Raw genomic sequence first — 16,204 nt, 5'->3', positions numbered from 1 at the left:
AAGGAGTTCCACCATGCGAGCAGTTCGCTACTACGGCCAGAAGGACATCCGCGTCGAGGAAATCGACGCCCCGGTTGCAGGCAAGGGAGAGGTGCTCATCGACGTCGCCTGGTGCGGCATCTGCGGCACTGACCTGCACGAGTACCTCGAAGGCCCGATCTTCTGCCCGAAGCCTGGCCATCCGCACCCGATCACTGGTGAGGAGCCGCCGGTCACCCTCGGCCACGAGTTCTCCGGTGTTGTTTCGGCGCTCGGCGAGGGTGTCGACGACCTCGAGGTCGGCCAGCACGTTGTCGTCGAGCCGTACGTCCTGCCGGACGACGTCGACCCGAAGGAGCCGGGCCCGTACAACCTCCACCCGGACGTGAACTTCATCGGCCTCGCAGGTGGTGGCGGCGGCCTCTCCGAGAAGATCGCTGTGCAGCGTCGCTGGGTTCACCCGATTTCCAACGATGTTCCGCTCGACGAGGCTGCGCTCATCGAGCCGCTGTCTGTCGCCCACCACGCATTCGTTGCGTCTGAGGCGAAGGAAGGCGACGTCGCCCTCATTGGTGGCGCCGGCCCGATCGGTGTGCTCACCGCAGCTGTGGCGAAGGCATACGGCCTGACCGTCATCGTCTCCGAGCTCTCCGAGCTGCGTCGCCAGAAGGCGCTCGACGCAGGTGTCGCAGACTACGCGATCGACCCGAGCGCAACCGACCTCAAGGCAGAGATCGAAAAGATCACCGACGGCAAGGGCGTCGACGTCGCATTCGAGTGCACCTCCGTCAACGTTGTGCTCGACCAGCTGATCGACTGCCTGAAGCTCAAGGGCACCCTGGTCGTCGAGTCCATCTGGTCGAAGAAGGCCGAGCTGGACATCCACGCGCTCGTGATGAAGGAACTGACCATCCGCGGCATCATCGGCTACGCCCACGATCACCCGCAGACCATCAAGTTGGTGGAGTCCGGCAAGATTGATCTGAAGCCGTTTATCACCGGCAAGATCGGTTTCGACGGTGTTGTTGACGAGGGCTTCGACACCCTGATTAACCGCAACGAGACCGCAGTGAAGATTCTGGTGTCGCCGGAGCTCTAAAATGCTCGTATGAGCAATATTCTCTCGATCCAGTCCGCCGTCGCGTTTGGCCATGTTGGCAACTCGGCGGCGGTCTTTCCTTTGCAGCGCATCGGCCACGAGGTGTGGCCGGTGTACACGGTAAACTACTCCAATCACACGGGTTACGGTGCGTGGGAGGGGCCGATCATTCCGGCCGCCGACGTTGCGGCGGTGCTCAAGGGCATCCGCGACCGCAATGCGTTCCCGCTTATCGACGCCATCCTCACCGGCTACCAGGCCTCCCCGGAAATCGCCGACGTGATCGTCAGCACCGTGCGCGACATCAAGGCTGAAAACCCGGATGCGCTCTATGCGTGCGATCCGGTGATGGGGTCGGCGAAGTCGGGCTGCTTCGTGGCGGATACGATCCCGCCGCTGTTCCGCTCGACGATCGTGCCGGCGGCGGACATCATTACGCCGAACCAGTTCGAGTTGGGCTACCTCACCGAGCGCGACGTCACCGACCTCGACTCCACCCTCGCCGCCGTGGACGCCGCGCGCGAGATGGGCCCGTCGACCGTGCTGGTGACTTCGGTGGAGCGCCCCGAAACCCCCGAGGACGCGATTGAGATGATCGCCGTGGACGACAACGGCAAGTGGATCGTGCGCACCCCGCGCCTGCCGTTTAAGCGCAACGGCTCCGGCGATGTTACTGCAGCGCTGTTTACCGGCCACTACGTGCGCAGCCACGACGCAAAGGACGCGTTGGCAAAGACCGCCTCCTCGGTCTACGACATGCTGCGCCTCACCTTCGAGGCCGAGACCAACGAACTCCAGCTCGTCGAGGCCCAGGAGTTTTACGCCAACCCGCAACTCCAGTTCGAGGTCGAAGCCCTCTAACCGGTTTCAGGCACACCGCGTCACCCGCTCACCCGGGCGGGTTTTTCGCGTTTTCGGGGCCGGGTGAATCGATTAGTCGAACAGCAGCTCCATCGCCCCCGTCACGGTGGGCACTTCGGTCCCGTTGGGTGCGATCCAGCAGATGCGCCCGTTCGGGTTGTCGATGTGCCCGCGGATCGCCCGCCACCGGTCGTCGTCGTTGACTCCGTTGTGGTAGGCGCACAGTTGCGCCAGGTTGTCCATGTTGGTCATCCCGCCGTGCTTCCAGGCGTGCATGTGGTGGGTTTGGGTGGTTTCGGCGGAATGCCGGCAGTCGGGGAAGGCGCAACGTGGCGACATCAACTTCGACATCGTCCGCTGCTTCCCATTCGCCAGCCGCTGCGTCCGGTACAGGTTCACCGCACCTTTCTGCGGGTGGAAGGCGGCCACCTCGAGCACGTCGCCGAACTCGCGGGCCAAGAACTCGGCGCCGGTCATCGTGGTGCCGTCGGTAAGCACAAGTTCGACGTCGTCGCCGCAGCCGTCCATGATGCGGGTGTAGGCCTGGATCGGCACCAAAATCATCGGCCGCAGCGCCGCGCGCGGCACCCCGCCGCCCTCGCGCAACAGGCGGAACAGTGAGCCGGCCATCTGCTCCGCAGCAGGCCGATCCTCATCGACCATCGAGCGCAGCGTGTGCTCCAAATCCGCCAAGTCGCGCTCGTTGTACGTCAGCGTCATGGTACGCATGCCCTCACGCGAGCGCGTGAACCGGCAGGAGGGTTTGGGGGCGGTCACGGGGACGTCGATAAGCCTGCTGATGCGCTTCGACAACGAGCGAAACGAACCACGATGCCGCACCAGATCCAACCGGATGCGCCACCGCTCAGCAGCCGAGCCCACCACAACCAACTTCTTCTCGATGAGCACCAACTGGTCGATCGGCAACCCCTCCGCCAACGCCAGCGCATCAGCCTGCTTGCGCGTGAACTTGGTCGGGCCATAGTACGTATCGAAGACGCGGGCGAGGTCGCGCGCTCGTGTCGTCGATAAGCCAGCTGCAACTGCGGCCTCCCGAGAGAACCCGGCGAGCATCCCCACGCCCGCGGAACAAAACTCAATAAAATCCATGCACCAGACGCTAGAAACCCACCGCAACCCCCACAAGACCCCACAAAAAATCTGTGGATAACTCCCACACCACCGAAAAAGTTATCCACAACGGTAGGATGCGCACCATGATTGATTTCCCGGACAACCTGCCAGAAGACGCGATCGCGAACGGCGGTTTCACAAACACGCCGGAAGGGTTCAAGTCGGGCTTTGTCAGCTTCGTCGGGCGGCCGAACACCGGCAAATCCACGCTGACCAACGCGCTGGTGGGGGAGAAGATCGCCATCATGGCCGACCAGCCGGAAACCACGCGCCACCCGATCCGCGGCGTGATCAACCGCGACGGCGCGCAGGTCATTGTGGTGGACACGCCGGGGATTCACCGCCCGCGCACGCTGCTGGGCGAGCGCCTCAACGACATTGTCAAGGACACGTTCGCGGACGTCGACGTGATCGGCTTTACCGTGCCGGCGGACGAGAAGATCGGCCCCGGTGATCGCTTCATCCTCGACGAGATCCGCAAAACGAAGCCGAACACGCCGATCGTGGGCATTGTGACCAAACTGGACAAGACCGGCAAGGACACCGTCGGCGAGCGCCTGCTCGAACTGCACGACCTGCTCGGCCCCGACTGCGAGGTCGTGCCGGTCTCCGCAACCGCAGGTGTGCAGACGGACACGCTGCTGGACATTCTCATCGACCACCTTCCGGAGGGCCCGCGTTTCTACCCGGAGGACCACACCACCGACGAGGATGTGGAGACGCGTATCGCCGAGTTGATCCGCGAGGAGGCGCTGCGCGGTCTTCGCGACGAGCTCCCGCACTCCGTCGCCGTACAAATCGACGAAATGCACCCGGACCCGAACAACCCGGAGCGCACCATGATCTACGCGGTGCTGTATCTGGAGCGCCCGGGCCAAAAGCGCATCATCGAAGGCCCGGACGGGCGGCGCTTAAGCGGCATTGTGCACCGTGCGCGCAAGCAGATCATCGACCTGGTTGGCCAGAACATCTACTTGGATGTGCGCGTGAAAATCCTGAAGAACTGGCAGCAGGATCCGAAGGCGTTGGGCCGGCTTGGCTTCTAGGCCGTCCTGGCGCGATCGCGCCTTTGTGGTTCGCACCTACGATTTCGGTGAGGCGGATCGCGTGATCGTCCTGCTGACCCGCAACCACGGCCTGGTGCGCGGGGTGGCGAAGGGCGTGCGCAAGGTGAAAAGCCGCTTCGGCTCGCGCCTGCAGCCGTTCGTGGATGTGGATGTGCAGGTGTATCCGGGCAGAGGCTTATCGACGATCACCGGCGCAGACACCGTCACCTACTACGGTGCCCGCATTATCGACGACTTCGACCGCTACGCCGCCGCCTGCGCCGTCATGGAGGTCGCCGAGAAGCTTTCCTACGACCAGGGTGACCCGGAACTGTTCGCGCTCGTGCAGGAGGCGCTGACCAACCTGCAGACCGACCAGCATCCGACGTTGGTGCTCGACGCGTTCGTGCTCAAGGCCACCGAGCACGCCGGCTGGGGTTTAAGCCTGTTTAACTGCGCGAACTGCCAGGCGCCGGGGCCGCACAAGGCGTTCAACGCCACCGTCGGCGGGGCGGTGTGTAACAACTGCCGACCCACCGGCTCGATGGATGTGGATCCGGAGACGCTGCACGATATGTGGTTGTTGCGGGGTGGGTACGGGGTGTCGTCGATACGCGTTGCGCAGATTCACCGCGCAACCGTGACGCACGTGCAGCACAACCTTGAGGTCGGGCTGAAGAGCCTGAAGATCATGGGGCAGGCATAATTAACGCTCATGGGCGCACCGAAGATTGACAAGAAGTTCATCCCGAAACACATCGCACTGGTGATGGACGGCAACGGCCGTTGGGCGCAGCAACGGGGCTTGAAGCGCACCGAGGGGCACAAGGTGGGCGAGGAAAAGCTCATGGACGCCGTCGATGCCTGCATCGAACTTGGTGGGGTGGAGTGGCTGTCCGCCTACGCGTTTTCTACGGAGAATTGGAAGCGCAGCCCTTCCGAGGTGCATTTTTTGATGAACTTCACCCGCGACGTGTTGCGCCGCCAGCGTGACGAGTTGCATGAGAAGAACGTGCGCGTGGTGTGGTGTGGGCGCCGCCCGAAGCTGTGGGGCAGCGTGATCGAGGAGCTTGAGGTCGCCGAGGAGCTCACGAAGCACAACACGGGGCTCACCCTTGCGATGTGCGTGAATTATGGCGGTCGCGCCGAGCTCACCGACGCAGTGCAGGCGCTTATCGACGACAACGTGCGCCACGTCGACGAAAAAGCCATCCAGCGCTACCTGTATCGCGCCGACATGCCTGACGTGGACCTGTTTTTGCGCCCGTCGGGGGAGCAGCGCACCTCAAACTTCTTGCTGTGGCAGTCGGCGTACGCGGAGATGGTGTACCAGGACGTGTTGTTCCCGGACTTTACTAAGCAGGATTTGTGGGATGCGGTGCTGGAGTACGCGAAGCGTGACCGGCGCTTTGGCGGCGCGGTAGATAAGTTCGATAGCTAGCGTTTGGCCTGGCAGTCGCGGCACACGCCGTAGATTTCGGCGTCGTGGCCGACGAGTTCGTAGCCGTAGTGCTTCGCCATCACCTCGGCCCATCTTTCTACCGGGCCGCCTTCGATTTCCTCGCTGCGCCCGCATTTGGAGCACAGGAGGTGATGGTGGTGGTGGTCGGCGAGACAGTCGCGGTAGAGCGTTTCGCCTTCGGGGGAGTACAGCACGTCCACCGCGTCGACGTCCGCGAGTGATTGCAGCGTGCGGTAGACGGTGGTCAGTCCTACGGACTCGCCTTGTTCGGTGAGGATCTCGTGGATGGCTTGTGCGGAGGCGAATTTGTCTAAGCCACGCAGCGTATCGACGACCGCCGCGCGCTGCTTAGTCATCCTCGGGCCAAGCTTCGGGACCGGACGCGTGCTGTGTGGGCGGTGTTTCATACCGGGCCAGCTTAGCCGGGATGGCGCTCGACTGGGACGAGGCCTAGCCGGATCTTGCCTAGTGCTGATTCGGGCTAGTGCTGATTCGGGCTAGTCCTGGCCCGGCACCGACGTGCGCCGGGTTGTGTCAGCGGCCGGCGCGTAGAACTCGCAGGCATGGTCTACGAGCGCGTGGATAATCCGGATCACGGTGGGGTTGGCAAGTTCGTAGGCGACTTCGCGGCCGCAGCGTTTGGCGGCGACCAGGCCTTCGTCGCGAAGCACCCGCAAATGCTGCGACACCAGCGGCTGCGACTTCCCCAAAATTCCCACCAACTCATGGACCGCGCGCTGTGAATCGTGCAGCAGCAGCAAAATCCGAAGACGCATCTCCGAATCCAGCACTCGGATCAGTGCGGCAGTGTGGTCTAACTCCTCCGGCGAAAAGCGAAGGTCGTCACGCATGGGCGGCCCCTTTCGACGACAGTCCTACACAGTTGTCACACAGTTTACTCGAAGCAGGCGTAAAGGTGGGACTTATGTCCAAAGGGTCGTCTGTGTCGTCGCAAAGTGAAACGGCTAGACTGATCGACGTATTTTGGCAACCGTATTACACGCAGGAGATTGTGATGCCCGCATCCAAGATCGAAACCGTCGTCAACCTCTGCAAACGCCGTGGTTTGGTGTACCCCGCAGGTGAGATTTACGGCGGAACACGCTCCGCGTGGGACTACGGCCCACTCGGCGTCGAGCTGAAAGAAAATCTCAAGCGCCAGTGGTGGAAGCACATGGTGACCTCCCGCCCCGACACCGTCGGCGTCGACACCTCTATCATCCTGCCCACCCGCGTGTGGGAAGCCTCCGGTCACGTCGAGGTGTTCACCGACCCGCTCGTTGAGTCGCTCTACACCAACAAGCGCTACCGTGCCGACCACCTGATCGAAGCCTACGAGGAGAAGCACGGCCACCCGCCAGCAAACGGGCTCGCCGACATCAACGACCCGGAGACCGGCCAGCCTGGCAACTGGACCGAGCCGAAGGAATTCTCCGGTTTGATGAAGACCTACCTCGGCCCCGTCGACGACAAGGAAGGCCTGCACTACCTGCGCCCGGAGACTGCGCAGGGCATCTTCGTTAACTTCAAAAACGTGATGACGTCCGCGCGCCTCAAGCCGCCGTTCGGCATCGCCAACATTGGTAAGTCCTTCCGCAACGAAATCACCCCGGGCAACTTCATCTTCCGCACCCGCGAGTTCGAGCAAATGGAGATGGAATTCTTCGTCAAACCAGGCGAGGACGAAACCTGGCACGAGTACTGGATTGAAAACCGCTTCAACTGGTACGTCGACCTGGGCATCAACCCGGAGAACCTGCGCCTGTACGAGCACCCGCAGGAGAAGCTGTCGCACTACTCCAAGCGCACCGTGGACATCGAGTACGCGTTCGGCTTCACCGGCTCCAAGTGGGGCGAACTCGAGGGTGTGGCCAACCGTACGGACTATGACCTGAAGACCCACTCCGAGGCGTCCGGCGAGGACCTGTCGTACTACGACCAGCAGAACGAGGAGCGTTGGATCCCGTACTGCATCGAGCCGGCCGCTGGCCTGGGCCGCGCCATGATGGCATTTCTTATCGACGCCTACGATGAAGAAGAAGCACCCAACGCCAAGGGCGGCACCGACACCCGCGTCGTGCTGCGCTTGGACCGTCGCCTCGCGCCGGTGAAGGTTGCCGTGCTGCCACTGTCGAAGAAGCCGGAACTCGCCGGCCCCGCCGAGGAGCTGGCCACCAAGCTGCGCCAGTACTGGAACGTGGACTTTGACACCTCGGGTGCGATTGGTCGTCGTTACCGTCGCCAGGACGAGACCGGCACCCCGTTCTGCGTCACCTACGACTTTGACACCCTTGAGGACAACGCTGTGACCGTTCGCGAGCGCGACACGATGGAGCAGGAGCGCGTGCCTCTCGACGAGCTGGAGGCCTACCTGGCCGCCCGCCTGATCGGCTGCTAATGCACTACGTCAGCTGGGATCGCACGGACCGCGACGCGCCGAAGTTGCTCGCGGAGGCCGGACCCGAGGTGTTGGGTGTGTTCTCGCACGACCACGCCGTTGTGGGCGGCGACGAGTGGCAGTTGGTGTCGCACCCCGAATCGGGTGCGGTGGCGACGCGCCGCGGCGAGGAGATCGTGCGCACGTCGAACAGTTTGAAGCGCGCGAAGCGCATCGACCTGGTCATCGAGGGCCACGCCTACGCGTTCGTCCCGGAGACCTCCAAGAACTGGGTGGTCGAGGATGCGAGCGGCGAGAAGGTTGCCCAGTTCACCCAGGACCACAACGGTGTGCGCAAGGCGATCCTCGAGTTCGAGGGCGAGACCGACCTGCCGCCCACCCAGGTTGCCGGCCTTGCGTGGTTGACCCGCGAGGTGCTTGAGGCCCGCAAGATGGTCAATTCGACCGCGCTGATCAGCACTTTGGTGTTCTTGTCGCTGTTCATCGTTGTGGTGGCGTTGCTGTGATTTGGCAGGGCGCCACGCTTCTCGACGACTCCCGCACCCGCGCCACCGCCACCGCCGACACCATCACCGTCGGTGGGGCACACCCGAGCGCGGTGCTGCGCATCACCGCCGGGAGCGCGCGCCGGTTTAAGGCCGTCGATGCGGATACGGGCGGGGAGTATGTTCTGCGCAAGGCTGGGTTTACGGTGGCGCGCTACACCGCGGATTGCGACGGGCGCCGCTACACCCTGAACCGTTCCGGCCTGCACCGCGAGATCCGCGACGCCGCGGGCACGCTTGTCGCCGTGACCCGTGGGAAGGCCTCGGGCGACCTCCACGTTGAGGTCAAAGCGGATGTCGACGCTGCGGCCGAGGCCGACCTGCCCATGGAGGATCTTGTGTTCATGACGTGGGCGCTCACTTTCGTGGACACGCCGACGCGCCGCACCCGCATCTAGCGCCGGCACAGCGCCAGACCCGCGCGACCAACCCAGTCGCGCGGGTCTAAAACGTGCCGCCTAGAACGTGCCGCCGCGGTTGGAGGGGCGACCGCCGGAGAAGCCACCTCCGCCGCCTCCTCCGAAGCCGCCGCCTCCCCCGAAGCCACCTCCGCCGCCTCCGCCGCCGGAGAGCAGCGTGCCCCACAGCACCGCCCTGGCCAGGGAGTCGGCGGTTTCGCGGTTGCGGGCCGCTTGGTAGCGGCGGATATCGTCGTTAGCGGCCTGCTCGGCGCGGCGGGCGGTGTCGGTGGCGGTGCGGGCGGCGTCGATAGCTGTACGCGTATCGCGCACACGCAGCTGGATCGCTTGGGCGTGCTGGCGCTTCGCCTCGGCGAGCAAGGTGCGGGCGTGCGAGCCGATGATGCGGCCACGGGAGCGGATTAAGTCTTCGGCGCGCTGGATCTGCGCGGCACAGACCTGCATTTGTTGGTCCAACAGTTGCAGCGCGCGGGCTTGGTCGCCGGCGACGCCGCGGGCACGGTCGAGGGCGTCGTCGATTTCGGCGTCCATGTTGGCCAGTTCCTCGTACAGGGCAAGCGGGTCGGTGTCGGCGCGGTTGCCCATCGCGTCGAGCATGCGCTGGGCCTTGGCGGAAACCGCGTCGAGGGCGGCGACGTCGATACGCGCGCCCTGCTCACGGGCACCCTTGACTGTGTCGATGTCGCGGAGTTCGGCGCGGATTTCGTCGATAAGCGCTGGCAAATTGGTTTTCGCCGCCCGGATGTTCTCTTCCGCGTGCTCGATCGCGTTGAGGTTGGTGTCAGAGACCTCCACGGCGTGCGAGGCAGCCGCGAGCGTGTCCAGGAGTGCGCCTTGGCGACCGGCGGGTTGGGCGGCGAGGCTGCGGGCGTCGTTAAGCGCCTTTTCGGCTTCGTCGAGGGAGGCCTGCGCAACATCGACGTTGTCCACTATCGACGACAACATCTCCACCGCATACGCCTCCCGCAGTTGCGCAAGGGTGGCGCGGGCGGGCTCGAGGCGCGCGCGGATGTCCACGGTGCGGGCGAGGATCTTGTCCACCTCGTCGGGTGCGCGCATGAGCACGCCGCGCATGTCGTTGAACTCAGCGGTTTTGTCGCGAAGTGCCTGCTCAGCTTTGCCTGACGACGAAATAATGTCGACGAGCATCGCGCGTTTTTCGGGTTCGGTTTCGGGGATGGCGTCGTAAAGTTTTTGGTGGGTGGAAAACGCGCGCTGCAGGGTGCGGGTGGCCTCGTTCATGGCGGAGGTGAACGGGCGGACACGCTCGGCGCCGAACTCGGATGTGGCTAGTTTCAGCTCCTCCTTGCCCTGGGTAATCGACTCGTCGGCGGACACGAGCGCGTCGCGTGCAACCTCCTCCAGGGTTGCGGTTGGCAGGCGGCCGAGCGAATCGGTATCCGCCGGGTCGAGCGCCTTCGCGGAGGCGAGCTGCTTCGCTTGCTGCTTGCGCGAGCCCTTGCGTGTTGCCGCGTACATGCCGCCGCCGGCGAGCGCCGCGACACCGAGGCCGCCTGCGACCCAGCCCACGCCGTCACCGTTGCTTGACGACGACCCACCTACCGACTCAACCGCATTCAGCGCCGCCTGCGACCAATTGAGTTGGGTTAGCTGCGCGTAGGCGGCGTCGTTCATCCGGTCGATCTCGGCCTGGGTCCATTCTTCGCCACCGCCGACGTTGTAGGCGCGCTCGTCGGGGGAAATCACCAGCACGGCGGTGTTGGAACCGTTCGCGGCGACGGCCTGGTCGACCCAGTCGGACGGGCTGATGTCGCCAAAGGTACGCAGGAACACCACACGCACCGACTTACCCTGGGACTGGCTGACCTGCTGAATCGCCTGCTCAATCTCGGCGCGCTCGCCATCGGTGAGCACGCCGGCGTCGTCGGTCACAGGCTTGGTTAAAAGGCCTGGCTGGACGGTGGTTTCCGTGGCCACGCCTTGCGCAAGCGCGGGCGTTTCGGCAAAACCTGTGGCGGGTGCTGCGAGAAACAGCATGCCGCCGACGGCGAGGACGCGAAGGTAACGGCTAGTCATGCGACTAGGGTAGCGCTTCGTGTACGCCTATAACGCCGACGATACGAAACGCCGCACCGCCGAGGGCCCGAAGGGGGCGCAGCTTGCGCCGGATTCACGCGGGGCGTTTGCGCGTGACCGGGCCCGTGTGTTGCATTCGGCGGCGCTTCGTCGATTAGCAGACAAGACCCAGGTTGTTGGCCCGCGCGACGGTGACACCCCGCGCACGCGTCTGACGCACTCGCTGGAGGTCGCCCAGATTTCGCGCGGCATCGGCGAGGGCCTCGGCTTAAACCCCGACCTTTGCGAGATGGCTGGCCTCACCCACGACATCGGCCACCCGCCCTACGGTCACAACGGCGAAGTCGCGCTCAACGAGGTCGCGCCCGACGGCTTCGAGGGCAATGCGCAGACGTTGCGCATCCTGTCGCGCCTTGAGCCGAAAGTGCTTATCGACGACCACTCTTACGGCCTCAACCTCACCCGCGCCTCCTTAGATGCCGCCGTGAAATACCCCGTGACCCGCACCAACCCCGACGGCACCCTAAACCGGAAGTACTCCGCCTACGACGAGGATGCGGCGGTGCTTGCGTGGGCGCGCGAAGGCCACACCGACGACATGCCACCGATGGAGGCACAGGTGATGGACTTTTCCGACGACATCGCCTACTCCGTCCACGACGTCGAAGACGGCATCGTCTCCGGGCGAGTCTCCCTGCAGGTGCTGTGGGACTTCGTCGAACTCGCCGCCCTCGCTGAGAAGGGCGCCGCCGCCTTTGGTGGCGACGCCGACTCACTCGTCGACGCCGCCGACCGCCTCCGCGCCCTGCCGGCCATCGCAGCCGCCGCCGACTTCGACTACACCTTGTCCTCTTGGGTTCGCCTGAAGGGGCTGACGTCGCAGTTGGTGGGGCGCTACATCGGCGGCGTGACCAAGGCGACCCTCGAGGGGAACGCTGCGGGCGCTGGCACTGCGGGCGCTGGCACTGCGGGCGCCTCGGGCGCTGCTGCAGCCCCGGGCGTTGCGAGCGCTGCGGGTGCCTCGGGCGTGATGGGCCGCCAGCACGGCCGCCTCATCGTCCCGCCAGACGTCGAGGCCGAAGTCCGCCTGCTGAAAACCGTCGCGGTGCTCTACGTCATGGATGTGCCCGCCCATCTCGCGCGTCAGGACCGCCAGCGCGACCGCATCTACCGCGTCCACGAGTACCTGCGCGCCGGCGCCCCGGGCACCCTGGACACGATGTTCCGTGCCTGGTTCGAAGCGGCCGACACCGACGCCGAGCGCGAGCGCGTGATCATCGACCAGATCGCCTCCATGACCGAGTCTCGCCTCGAGCGCACCGCGAAGAAAGCCAGCGCCTTCGAGGGCTTCTACTAGGCCCGCGGCCGTTGCGTCTTGCCGCAGGTTGTGCAGTGGACGGGACGGCACATAGGGGCTCCTCTCGCTCGCAGATATTGCGAGTGAGCCTATACCGCGCCGAGGTGGAATACGGCGAAAAGTGAGCTTAGGAGCAAACCCGAACTCAGCTGGCCAGATGAAAAAGGGCTTCGAAGCGAGTTCGGGTTTGCCCCTAAGCTGCCAATCGGACACCTTCCACTCCTCGGAGCGGGGCTCGGGGAGGCTACAGGCGCGCGGCGATGTCGGCGAGCGCGGCGCGGGTGCCGATCTCCCCGGGCAGCCACGGCAGTTCCACGCGCGGCACGTTGGGCAGTTTCGCGTCCAGAAGGGCAAGCGCTTCGTCTTCCACGGCGCGCCGGGCAGCCAAGAACTCGCTTGCGCTCGAGCCCACACCAGCGCCAGCGCCAGTCCCAGCGCCAGTGCCATCCGCAGCGGCGTCGGCGGGGCTGCGGCGATTGACGACGAGGCCGGAGACGCGGATGTGGTGCTGGGTGAGGTCGTCGTAAAGTTCGGTGCTCTCGAGGACCGGGAGCCGCTCGGCGGTAAGCACGATGGTGAACGTGCAGGCGGCCGGGTCGGTGAGGATGTCGCGCAGGCGCTCAAACTTGCGACGCCGCCGCAACAGCGTGGTGCGGATCTGCTGGTTGCGGCGCTGCACCGGGTCCTCGTCCGCGCCGCCGAGACCACGCAGGGCGCGGGAGAACTTGTCGGATTGTTCGCGGCGCTGCATCAGCCCGCCGGTGTAGGCCGCCATCAACTCCGGCAGGGCAAGGAGGCGGGAGGTGTGGCCGGAGGGGGCGGTGTCGAAAATGATGTGGTCGACGCCTTGCGTGTCCACAAGTTCCGCCACGCGTTCCAGCATCGCCGCCTCGTGCATGCCGGGGGAGTTGCGCGACAGGTCTAGGTGGCGGCGGATTTCGGGGTGCATGCGCTCGGGCATCATTGCCCGCATGGACTGCTCGACTTCGGCGAGGTGGCGTTCGGTGGTGGTGGCGGGGTCGAGTTCGACGACGCTCAAGCCGGGTTCGAGTTCGGTCGGCGTGTCGGAGAGCGACACCGACCAGATGTGGCCGAGGTTGTGCGCCGGGTCGGTGGACACCAGCAGCACGCGCCGGCCGGCTTCGGCGAGGCGTACCGCGGTGGCGGCCGACACGGTGGTTTTGCCAACCCCGCCTTTGCCGCCGAAGAACATCACGGGTGCGGTTTTTAGCAGCATCGCACGCCGTCCAAGGGGGAGTGGGACATGCCCATGCGGGTGTGCCAGGCGTGGAATTCGTCGTAAAGCAATGGCATGAGCTCGAGGGTGTAAAAGGAGGCGGGGTTGGGGATGCCGAGCGTTTCGGAGGCGACGAGCAGCGTGAACAGGTCGTCTTCTTCGCGGGCGGCGCGGGCAAATTCTCGACGATAAGGCGCCTTGTAGAACTCGTCCAGGCCGGCCGCGAAGGCTTTAAAGCGCTCGAGCATCGGCAGCGTCCGCGTCGGCGGCAGCGTGTTCGCCGGGCATGGTTTCGTCGTCACGCCAGACCACTGCGGGCTCGCGGCGTGCCTTCGAGATCGCCGTGAATGCTTCGACGATGACCCAGATCGCGCAGCAAATGATGATCACATCGAGGACGAGCAGCAGCCAGTTGCCGGAGCTGTAGAACGTGCGCACCTGCAGCACCGCCGCCCACAGGGACATGATGGTGACGAACACCAGCGGGACGAGCACTGGCCAGGAGGGGCGTCGCAGTTGGGTGAGCATGATCGCCACGATGGACAAGGTCAGGCCGGCCATGAGCTGGTTGGTGGTGCCGAACAGTGGCCAGATGAGCATGCCGCCGGAACCGTCGATGCCCATGGAGAACGTCAGGCCGAGTGCGCAGCCGACCGCGATGATGGTGGCGATGAGGCCGGAAAGTTTGAAGCCCATCAGGTCGCCGATTTCGGTGACGACGAAGCGCTGCAGGCGGATACCGGAGTCCATGGTGGTGGCGGCGAAGAGGACGGCCATCGTCGCCAAGATTGTTCCGGACAGGGACTGCGGGATGCCCAGGCCTTCGTTCATCAGTGCACCGCCGCCTTGGATGAAGGCGTCCACGCCGCCGGCGTTCCATTCGTTGTAAACGTTTTCCCAATCCGTGATGGTGTTGAATCCGGCGGTCGTCGCAACGATGGTGCCCAGTGCGAGCAGGCCTTCGCCGACGGCGCCGAAGTAGCCGACGAAGCGCACGTCGGTTTCCTTATCGATCTGCTTCGACGACGTACCCGAGGACACAATGCCATGGAAGCCCGAGATCGCACCGCAGGCGATGGTGACAAACAGGAGTGGGAAGATGCCGGGGGTGCCGTCGGGGACGGTGTCGCGAAGTGTCGGGGCGACAACTTCTGGGCGGACGACGAAGAACGAGCCGTACAGAATGATCAGGCCGACGAACAGTTGCAGGCCGTTGATGTAGTCACGCGGCTGCAGCAGCACCCACACCGGCAGCAGCGAGGCGATGAAGGCGTAGAGGAACAGGAAGATGATCCACCAGCCTCGGTCAGGGATGCCCAGCATGACTTCGGGCAGGGCGAGTGGCATGCGGTCGCCGAGGATCATCAGGCCGTAGAGCGCTGCCACGCCGACGAACGACACCAGCGGCAGGTTCCAGTTGAAGCGGTAGATCGCCTGTCCAATCAGCAGGGCCACCAGAATCGCGCCCCAGGTGGGGATGACGGCGGTTGGGGTGGAGATCAGCAGGTTGGAGATCACCACCGCGAAGGCCGTGTTGACCATGAGCAGCAGCAGGAAGATCACGATGAGGAACAGGTTACGTCCGCGCGCGCCGACGTAGCGGCCGGACAGTGTGCCAATGGAGTGCCCGCGGTGGCGTTGCGACGCCCAAAGCGCCCCCATGTCATGCATCCCCGCAAAGAACACCGTGCCGAGCGTCACCCAGAGGAACGCCGGCACCCACCCCCAAATCACGGCGACGGCCGGGCCGATGATCGGTGCTGCGCCCGCCACGGAGGTGAAGTGGTGGCCCCACAGGACGTATTTGTTGGTGGGCACGTAGTCCACGCCGTCTTCCATGGTGTGGGCGGGCGTGGAGTAGGCGTCCGAGAGTTGGTACACCTTTTTGCCCAGGAACTTCGAGTACAGCAGGTAGCCGGCGGCCATCATCGCGAGGCCGACGAGCACTAGGATGAGCGAGCTCATGGGCGTCCTCCATTCGTGTCGTGGTTCACAGTTTGCGAATTATGACACACAGCACACTTTTAAGTTTCCATTTGGGGTGTTTTTATGCGCTGTTTTACGTGAACAGGATGTCTGATACCCCTCGACTTCCGCGCGATGACCGCATAAGTTTGCGTAGTAGAACTTTTCTAGCTGTGTCGAAAGACGAAGGCGTTTGTTTGATCGCGTGGAACGAATGATTCGAGCGTTTCCTTGGATGCTCTCGCTTTCCCCGGACGATCGAGAGGCGTGCGCGCGTGACCTTCGAGAAGCGTTTACTTCGGAAGACCCCAGCCTGCTGGCAGCCGAGTTCACAGCATGGAAGGAAACTGCAACTGCTATAGCCGAGGGGGTTGATTGCAAAGAGTTGGAGTGGCTCGACCCGTCAGATGACGCGTGCGTGGTTACGCGACCAGCGTGACCCCTTCATCCTCAAACACTGCGCGCATTTTGCTTGTCGACGACCCCTCCACCCCGGAGCGCCCACGCCCGGCCACATCCCACGCCGGGGTGCACATGTGCGAAAACTGAGCTTAAGGGCAAACCCGAACTCGCACCGACGGCGATTCCTACCGGCCTTCACTGCGTTCCACTGCGGTCCACTGTGGTCGTGCCGCGCATCCGAGTTCGGGTTTGCCCCTAAGCTG

16 protein-coding genes are annotated in these 16,204 nt (G+C 64.4%); 9 read left to right on the top strand and 7 right to left on the bottom strand.

Going from position 1 to position 16,204, the window contains the following annotated elements; all coding sequences use genetic code 11:
• Nucleotides 1–13 precede the first annotated feature (13 nt).
• Together HMPREF2785_RS01245 and pdxY are read left to right on the top strand one after the other, a co-directional pair.
• Nucleotides 14–1,078 carry a 2,3-butanediol dehydrogenase gene (locus tag HMPREF2785_RS01245; protein WP_070613981.1) on the top strand — a complete coding sequence of 355 codons (1,065 nt, stop codon included), beginning with the start codon at nt 14–16 and terminating at the stop codon, nt 1,076–1,078.
• Between the two features lie 9 nt (nt 1,079–1,087).
• A complete protein-coding gene (gene pdxY / locus HMPREF2785_RS01240) occupies nt 1,088–1,939 on the top strand; it encodes a pyridoxal kinase PdxY (protein ID WP_070613979.1) in 852 nt (283 codons plus the stop codon).
• Between the two features lie 72 nt (nt 1,940–2,011).
• On the opposite strand, the gene HMPREF2785_RS01235 is transcribed toward pdxY, so the two are convergent.
• Nucleotides 2,012–3,049, bottom strand: coding sequence for an HNH endonuclease signature motif containing protein (locus HMPREF2785_RS01235; protein WP_070613977.1), 1,038 nt, complete (start codon nt 3,047–3,049; stop codon nt 2,012–2,014).
• 107 nt (nt 3,050–3,156) lie between these two features.
• Here HMPREF2785_RS01235 and era point away from each other — a divergent pair, with 107 nt between their 5' ends.
• From era to HMPREF2785_RS01220, 3 genes are read left to right on the top strand one after another with little or no spacing between them, the layout of a single operon-like run.
• Nucleotides 3,157–4,119 carry a GTPase Era gene (era, locus tag HMPREF2785_RS01230; protein WP_210386065.1) on the top strand — a complete coding sequence of 321 codons (963 nt, stop codon included), beginning with the start codon at nt 3,157–3,159 and terminating at the stop codon, nt 4,117–4,119.
• Nucleotides 4,109–4,825, top strand: coding sequence for a DNA repair protein RecO (gene recO, locus HMPREF2785_RS01225; RefSeq protein ID WP_070613975.1), 717 nt, complete (start codon nt 4,109–4,111; stop codon nt 4,823–4,825). Before era ends, recO begins: the two co-directional genes overlap by 11 nt.
• Nucleotides 4,826–4,834: 9 nt before the next feature.
• Nucleotides 4,835–5,560, top strand: coding sequence for an isoprenyl transferase (locus HMPREF2785_RS01220; protein ID WP_070613973.1), 726 nt, complete (start codon nt 4,835–4,837; stop codon nt 5,558–5,560).
• Here the strand turns inward: HMPREF2785_RS01220 and HMPREF2785_RS01215 are convergent.
• A complete protein-coding gene (locus HMPREF2785_RS01215; protein ID WP_070453544.1) occupies nt 5,557–5,988 on the bottom strand; it encodes a Fur family transcriptional regulator in 432 nt (143 codons plus the stop codon). The two genes, HMPREF2785_RS01220 and HMPREF2785_RS01215, sit on opposite strands and share 4 nt — an antisense overlap.
• Before the next feature lie 90 nt (nt 5,989–6,078).
• Nucleotides 6,079–6,432 (bottom strand): ArsR/SmtB family transcription factor, encoded by a 354-nt coding sequence (locus tag HMPREF2785_RS01210; RefSeq protein WP_070453541.1) that lies wholly within the window; start codon nt 6,430–6,432, stop codon nt 6,079–6,081.
• Nucleotides 6,433–6,596: 164 nt separating this feature from the next.
• Here HMPREF2785_RS01210 and HMPREF2785_RS01205 point away from each other — a divergent pair, with 164 nt between their 5' ends.
• The 3 genes from HMPREF2785_RS01205 to HMPREF2785_RS01195 are packed head-to-tail and all read left to right on the top strand — an operon-like array spanning nt 6,597 to nt 8,922.
• On the top strand, nt 6,597–7,979 hold the full coding sequence (locus HMPREF2785_RS01205) for a glycine--tRNA ligase (RefSeq protein ID WP_070421399.1): 1,383 nt from the start codon (nt 6,597–6,599) through the stop codon (nt 7,977–7,979).
• A complete protein-coding gene (locus HMPREF2785_RS01200) occupies nt 7,979–8,485 on the top strand; it encodes a hypothetical protein (RefSeq protein WP_070613970.1) in 507 nt (168 codons plus the stop codon). The genes HMPREF2785_RS01205 and HMPREF2785_RS01200 overlap by 1 nt, the downstream gene beginning before the upstream one ends.
• Entirely contained in the window at nt 8,482–8,922 is a 441-nt protein-coding gene (locus tag HMPREF2785_RS01195; RefSeq protein WP_070613968.1) for a hypothetical protein, read from the top strand. The genes HMPREF2785_RS01200 and HMPREF2785_RS01195 overlap by 4 nt, the downstream gene beginning before the upstream one ends.
• Before the next feature lie 60 nt (nt 8,923–8,982).
• Here the strand turns inward: HMPREF2785_RS01195 and HMPREF2785_RS01190 are convergent, their stop codons facing one another.
• Nucleotides 8,983–10,980 (bottom strand): TPM domain-containing protein, encoded by a 1,998-nt coding sequence (locus tag HMPREF2785_RS01190; protein ID WP_070613967.1) that lies wholly within the window; start codon nt 10,978–10,980, stop codon nt 8,983–8,985.
• A gap of 19 nt (nt 10,981–10,999) precedes the next feature.
• Between HMPREF2785_RS01190 and HMPREF2785_RS01185 the strand changes: the two genes are divergently transcribed.
• Entirely contained in the window at nt 11,000–12,337 is a 1,338-nt protein-coding gene (locus HMPREF2785_RS01185) for a deoxyguanosinetriphosphate triphosphohydrolase (protein ID WP_070613965.1), read from the top strand.
• Between the two features lie 244 nt (nt 12,338–12,581).
• Here HMPREF2785_RS01185 and HMPREF2785_RS01180 read toward each other — a convergent pair whose 3' ends face one another.
• From HMPREF2785_RS01180 to HMPREF2785_RS01170, 3 genes are read right to left on the bottom strand one after another with little or no spacing between them, the layout of a single operon-like run.
• Nucleotides 12,582–13,574 (bottom strand): ArsA family ATPase, encoded by a 993-nt coding sequence (locus HMPREF2785_RS01180; RefSeq protein ID WP_070613964.1) that lies wholly within the window; start codon nt 13,572–13,574, stop codon nt 12,582–12,584.
• Nucleotides 13,565–13,822, bottom strand: coding sequence for a cory-CC-star protein (locus HMPREF2785_RS01175; protein ID WP_070421363.1), 258 nt, complete (start codon nt 13,820–13,822; stop codon nt 13,565–13,567). Before HMPREF2785_RS01175 ends, HMPREF2785_RS01180 begins: the two co-directional genes overlap by 10 nt.
• Nucleotides 13,806–15,539 carry a carbon starvation CstA family protein gene (locus HMPREF2785_RS01170; RefSeq protein WP_070613962.1) on the bottom strand — a complete coding sequence of 578 codons (1,734 nt, stop codon included), beginning with the start codon at nt 15,537–15,539 and terminating at the stop codon, nt 13,806–13,808. Before HMPREF2785_RS01170 ends, HMPREF2785_RS01175 begins: the two co-directional genes overlap by 17 nt.
• Nucleotides 15,540–16,204: the final 665 nt, after the last annotated feature.

It is taken from the genome of Corynebacterium sp. HMSC067D03 (genome assembly GCF_001811185.1).
In the GTDB taxonomy this organism is placed as follows: Bacteria; Actinomycetota; Actinomycetes; order Mycobacteriales; family Mycobacteriaceae; genus Corynebacterium; species Corynebacterium coyleae.
This window is presented reverse-complemented; position numbering and strand designations above follow the sequence as displayed.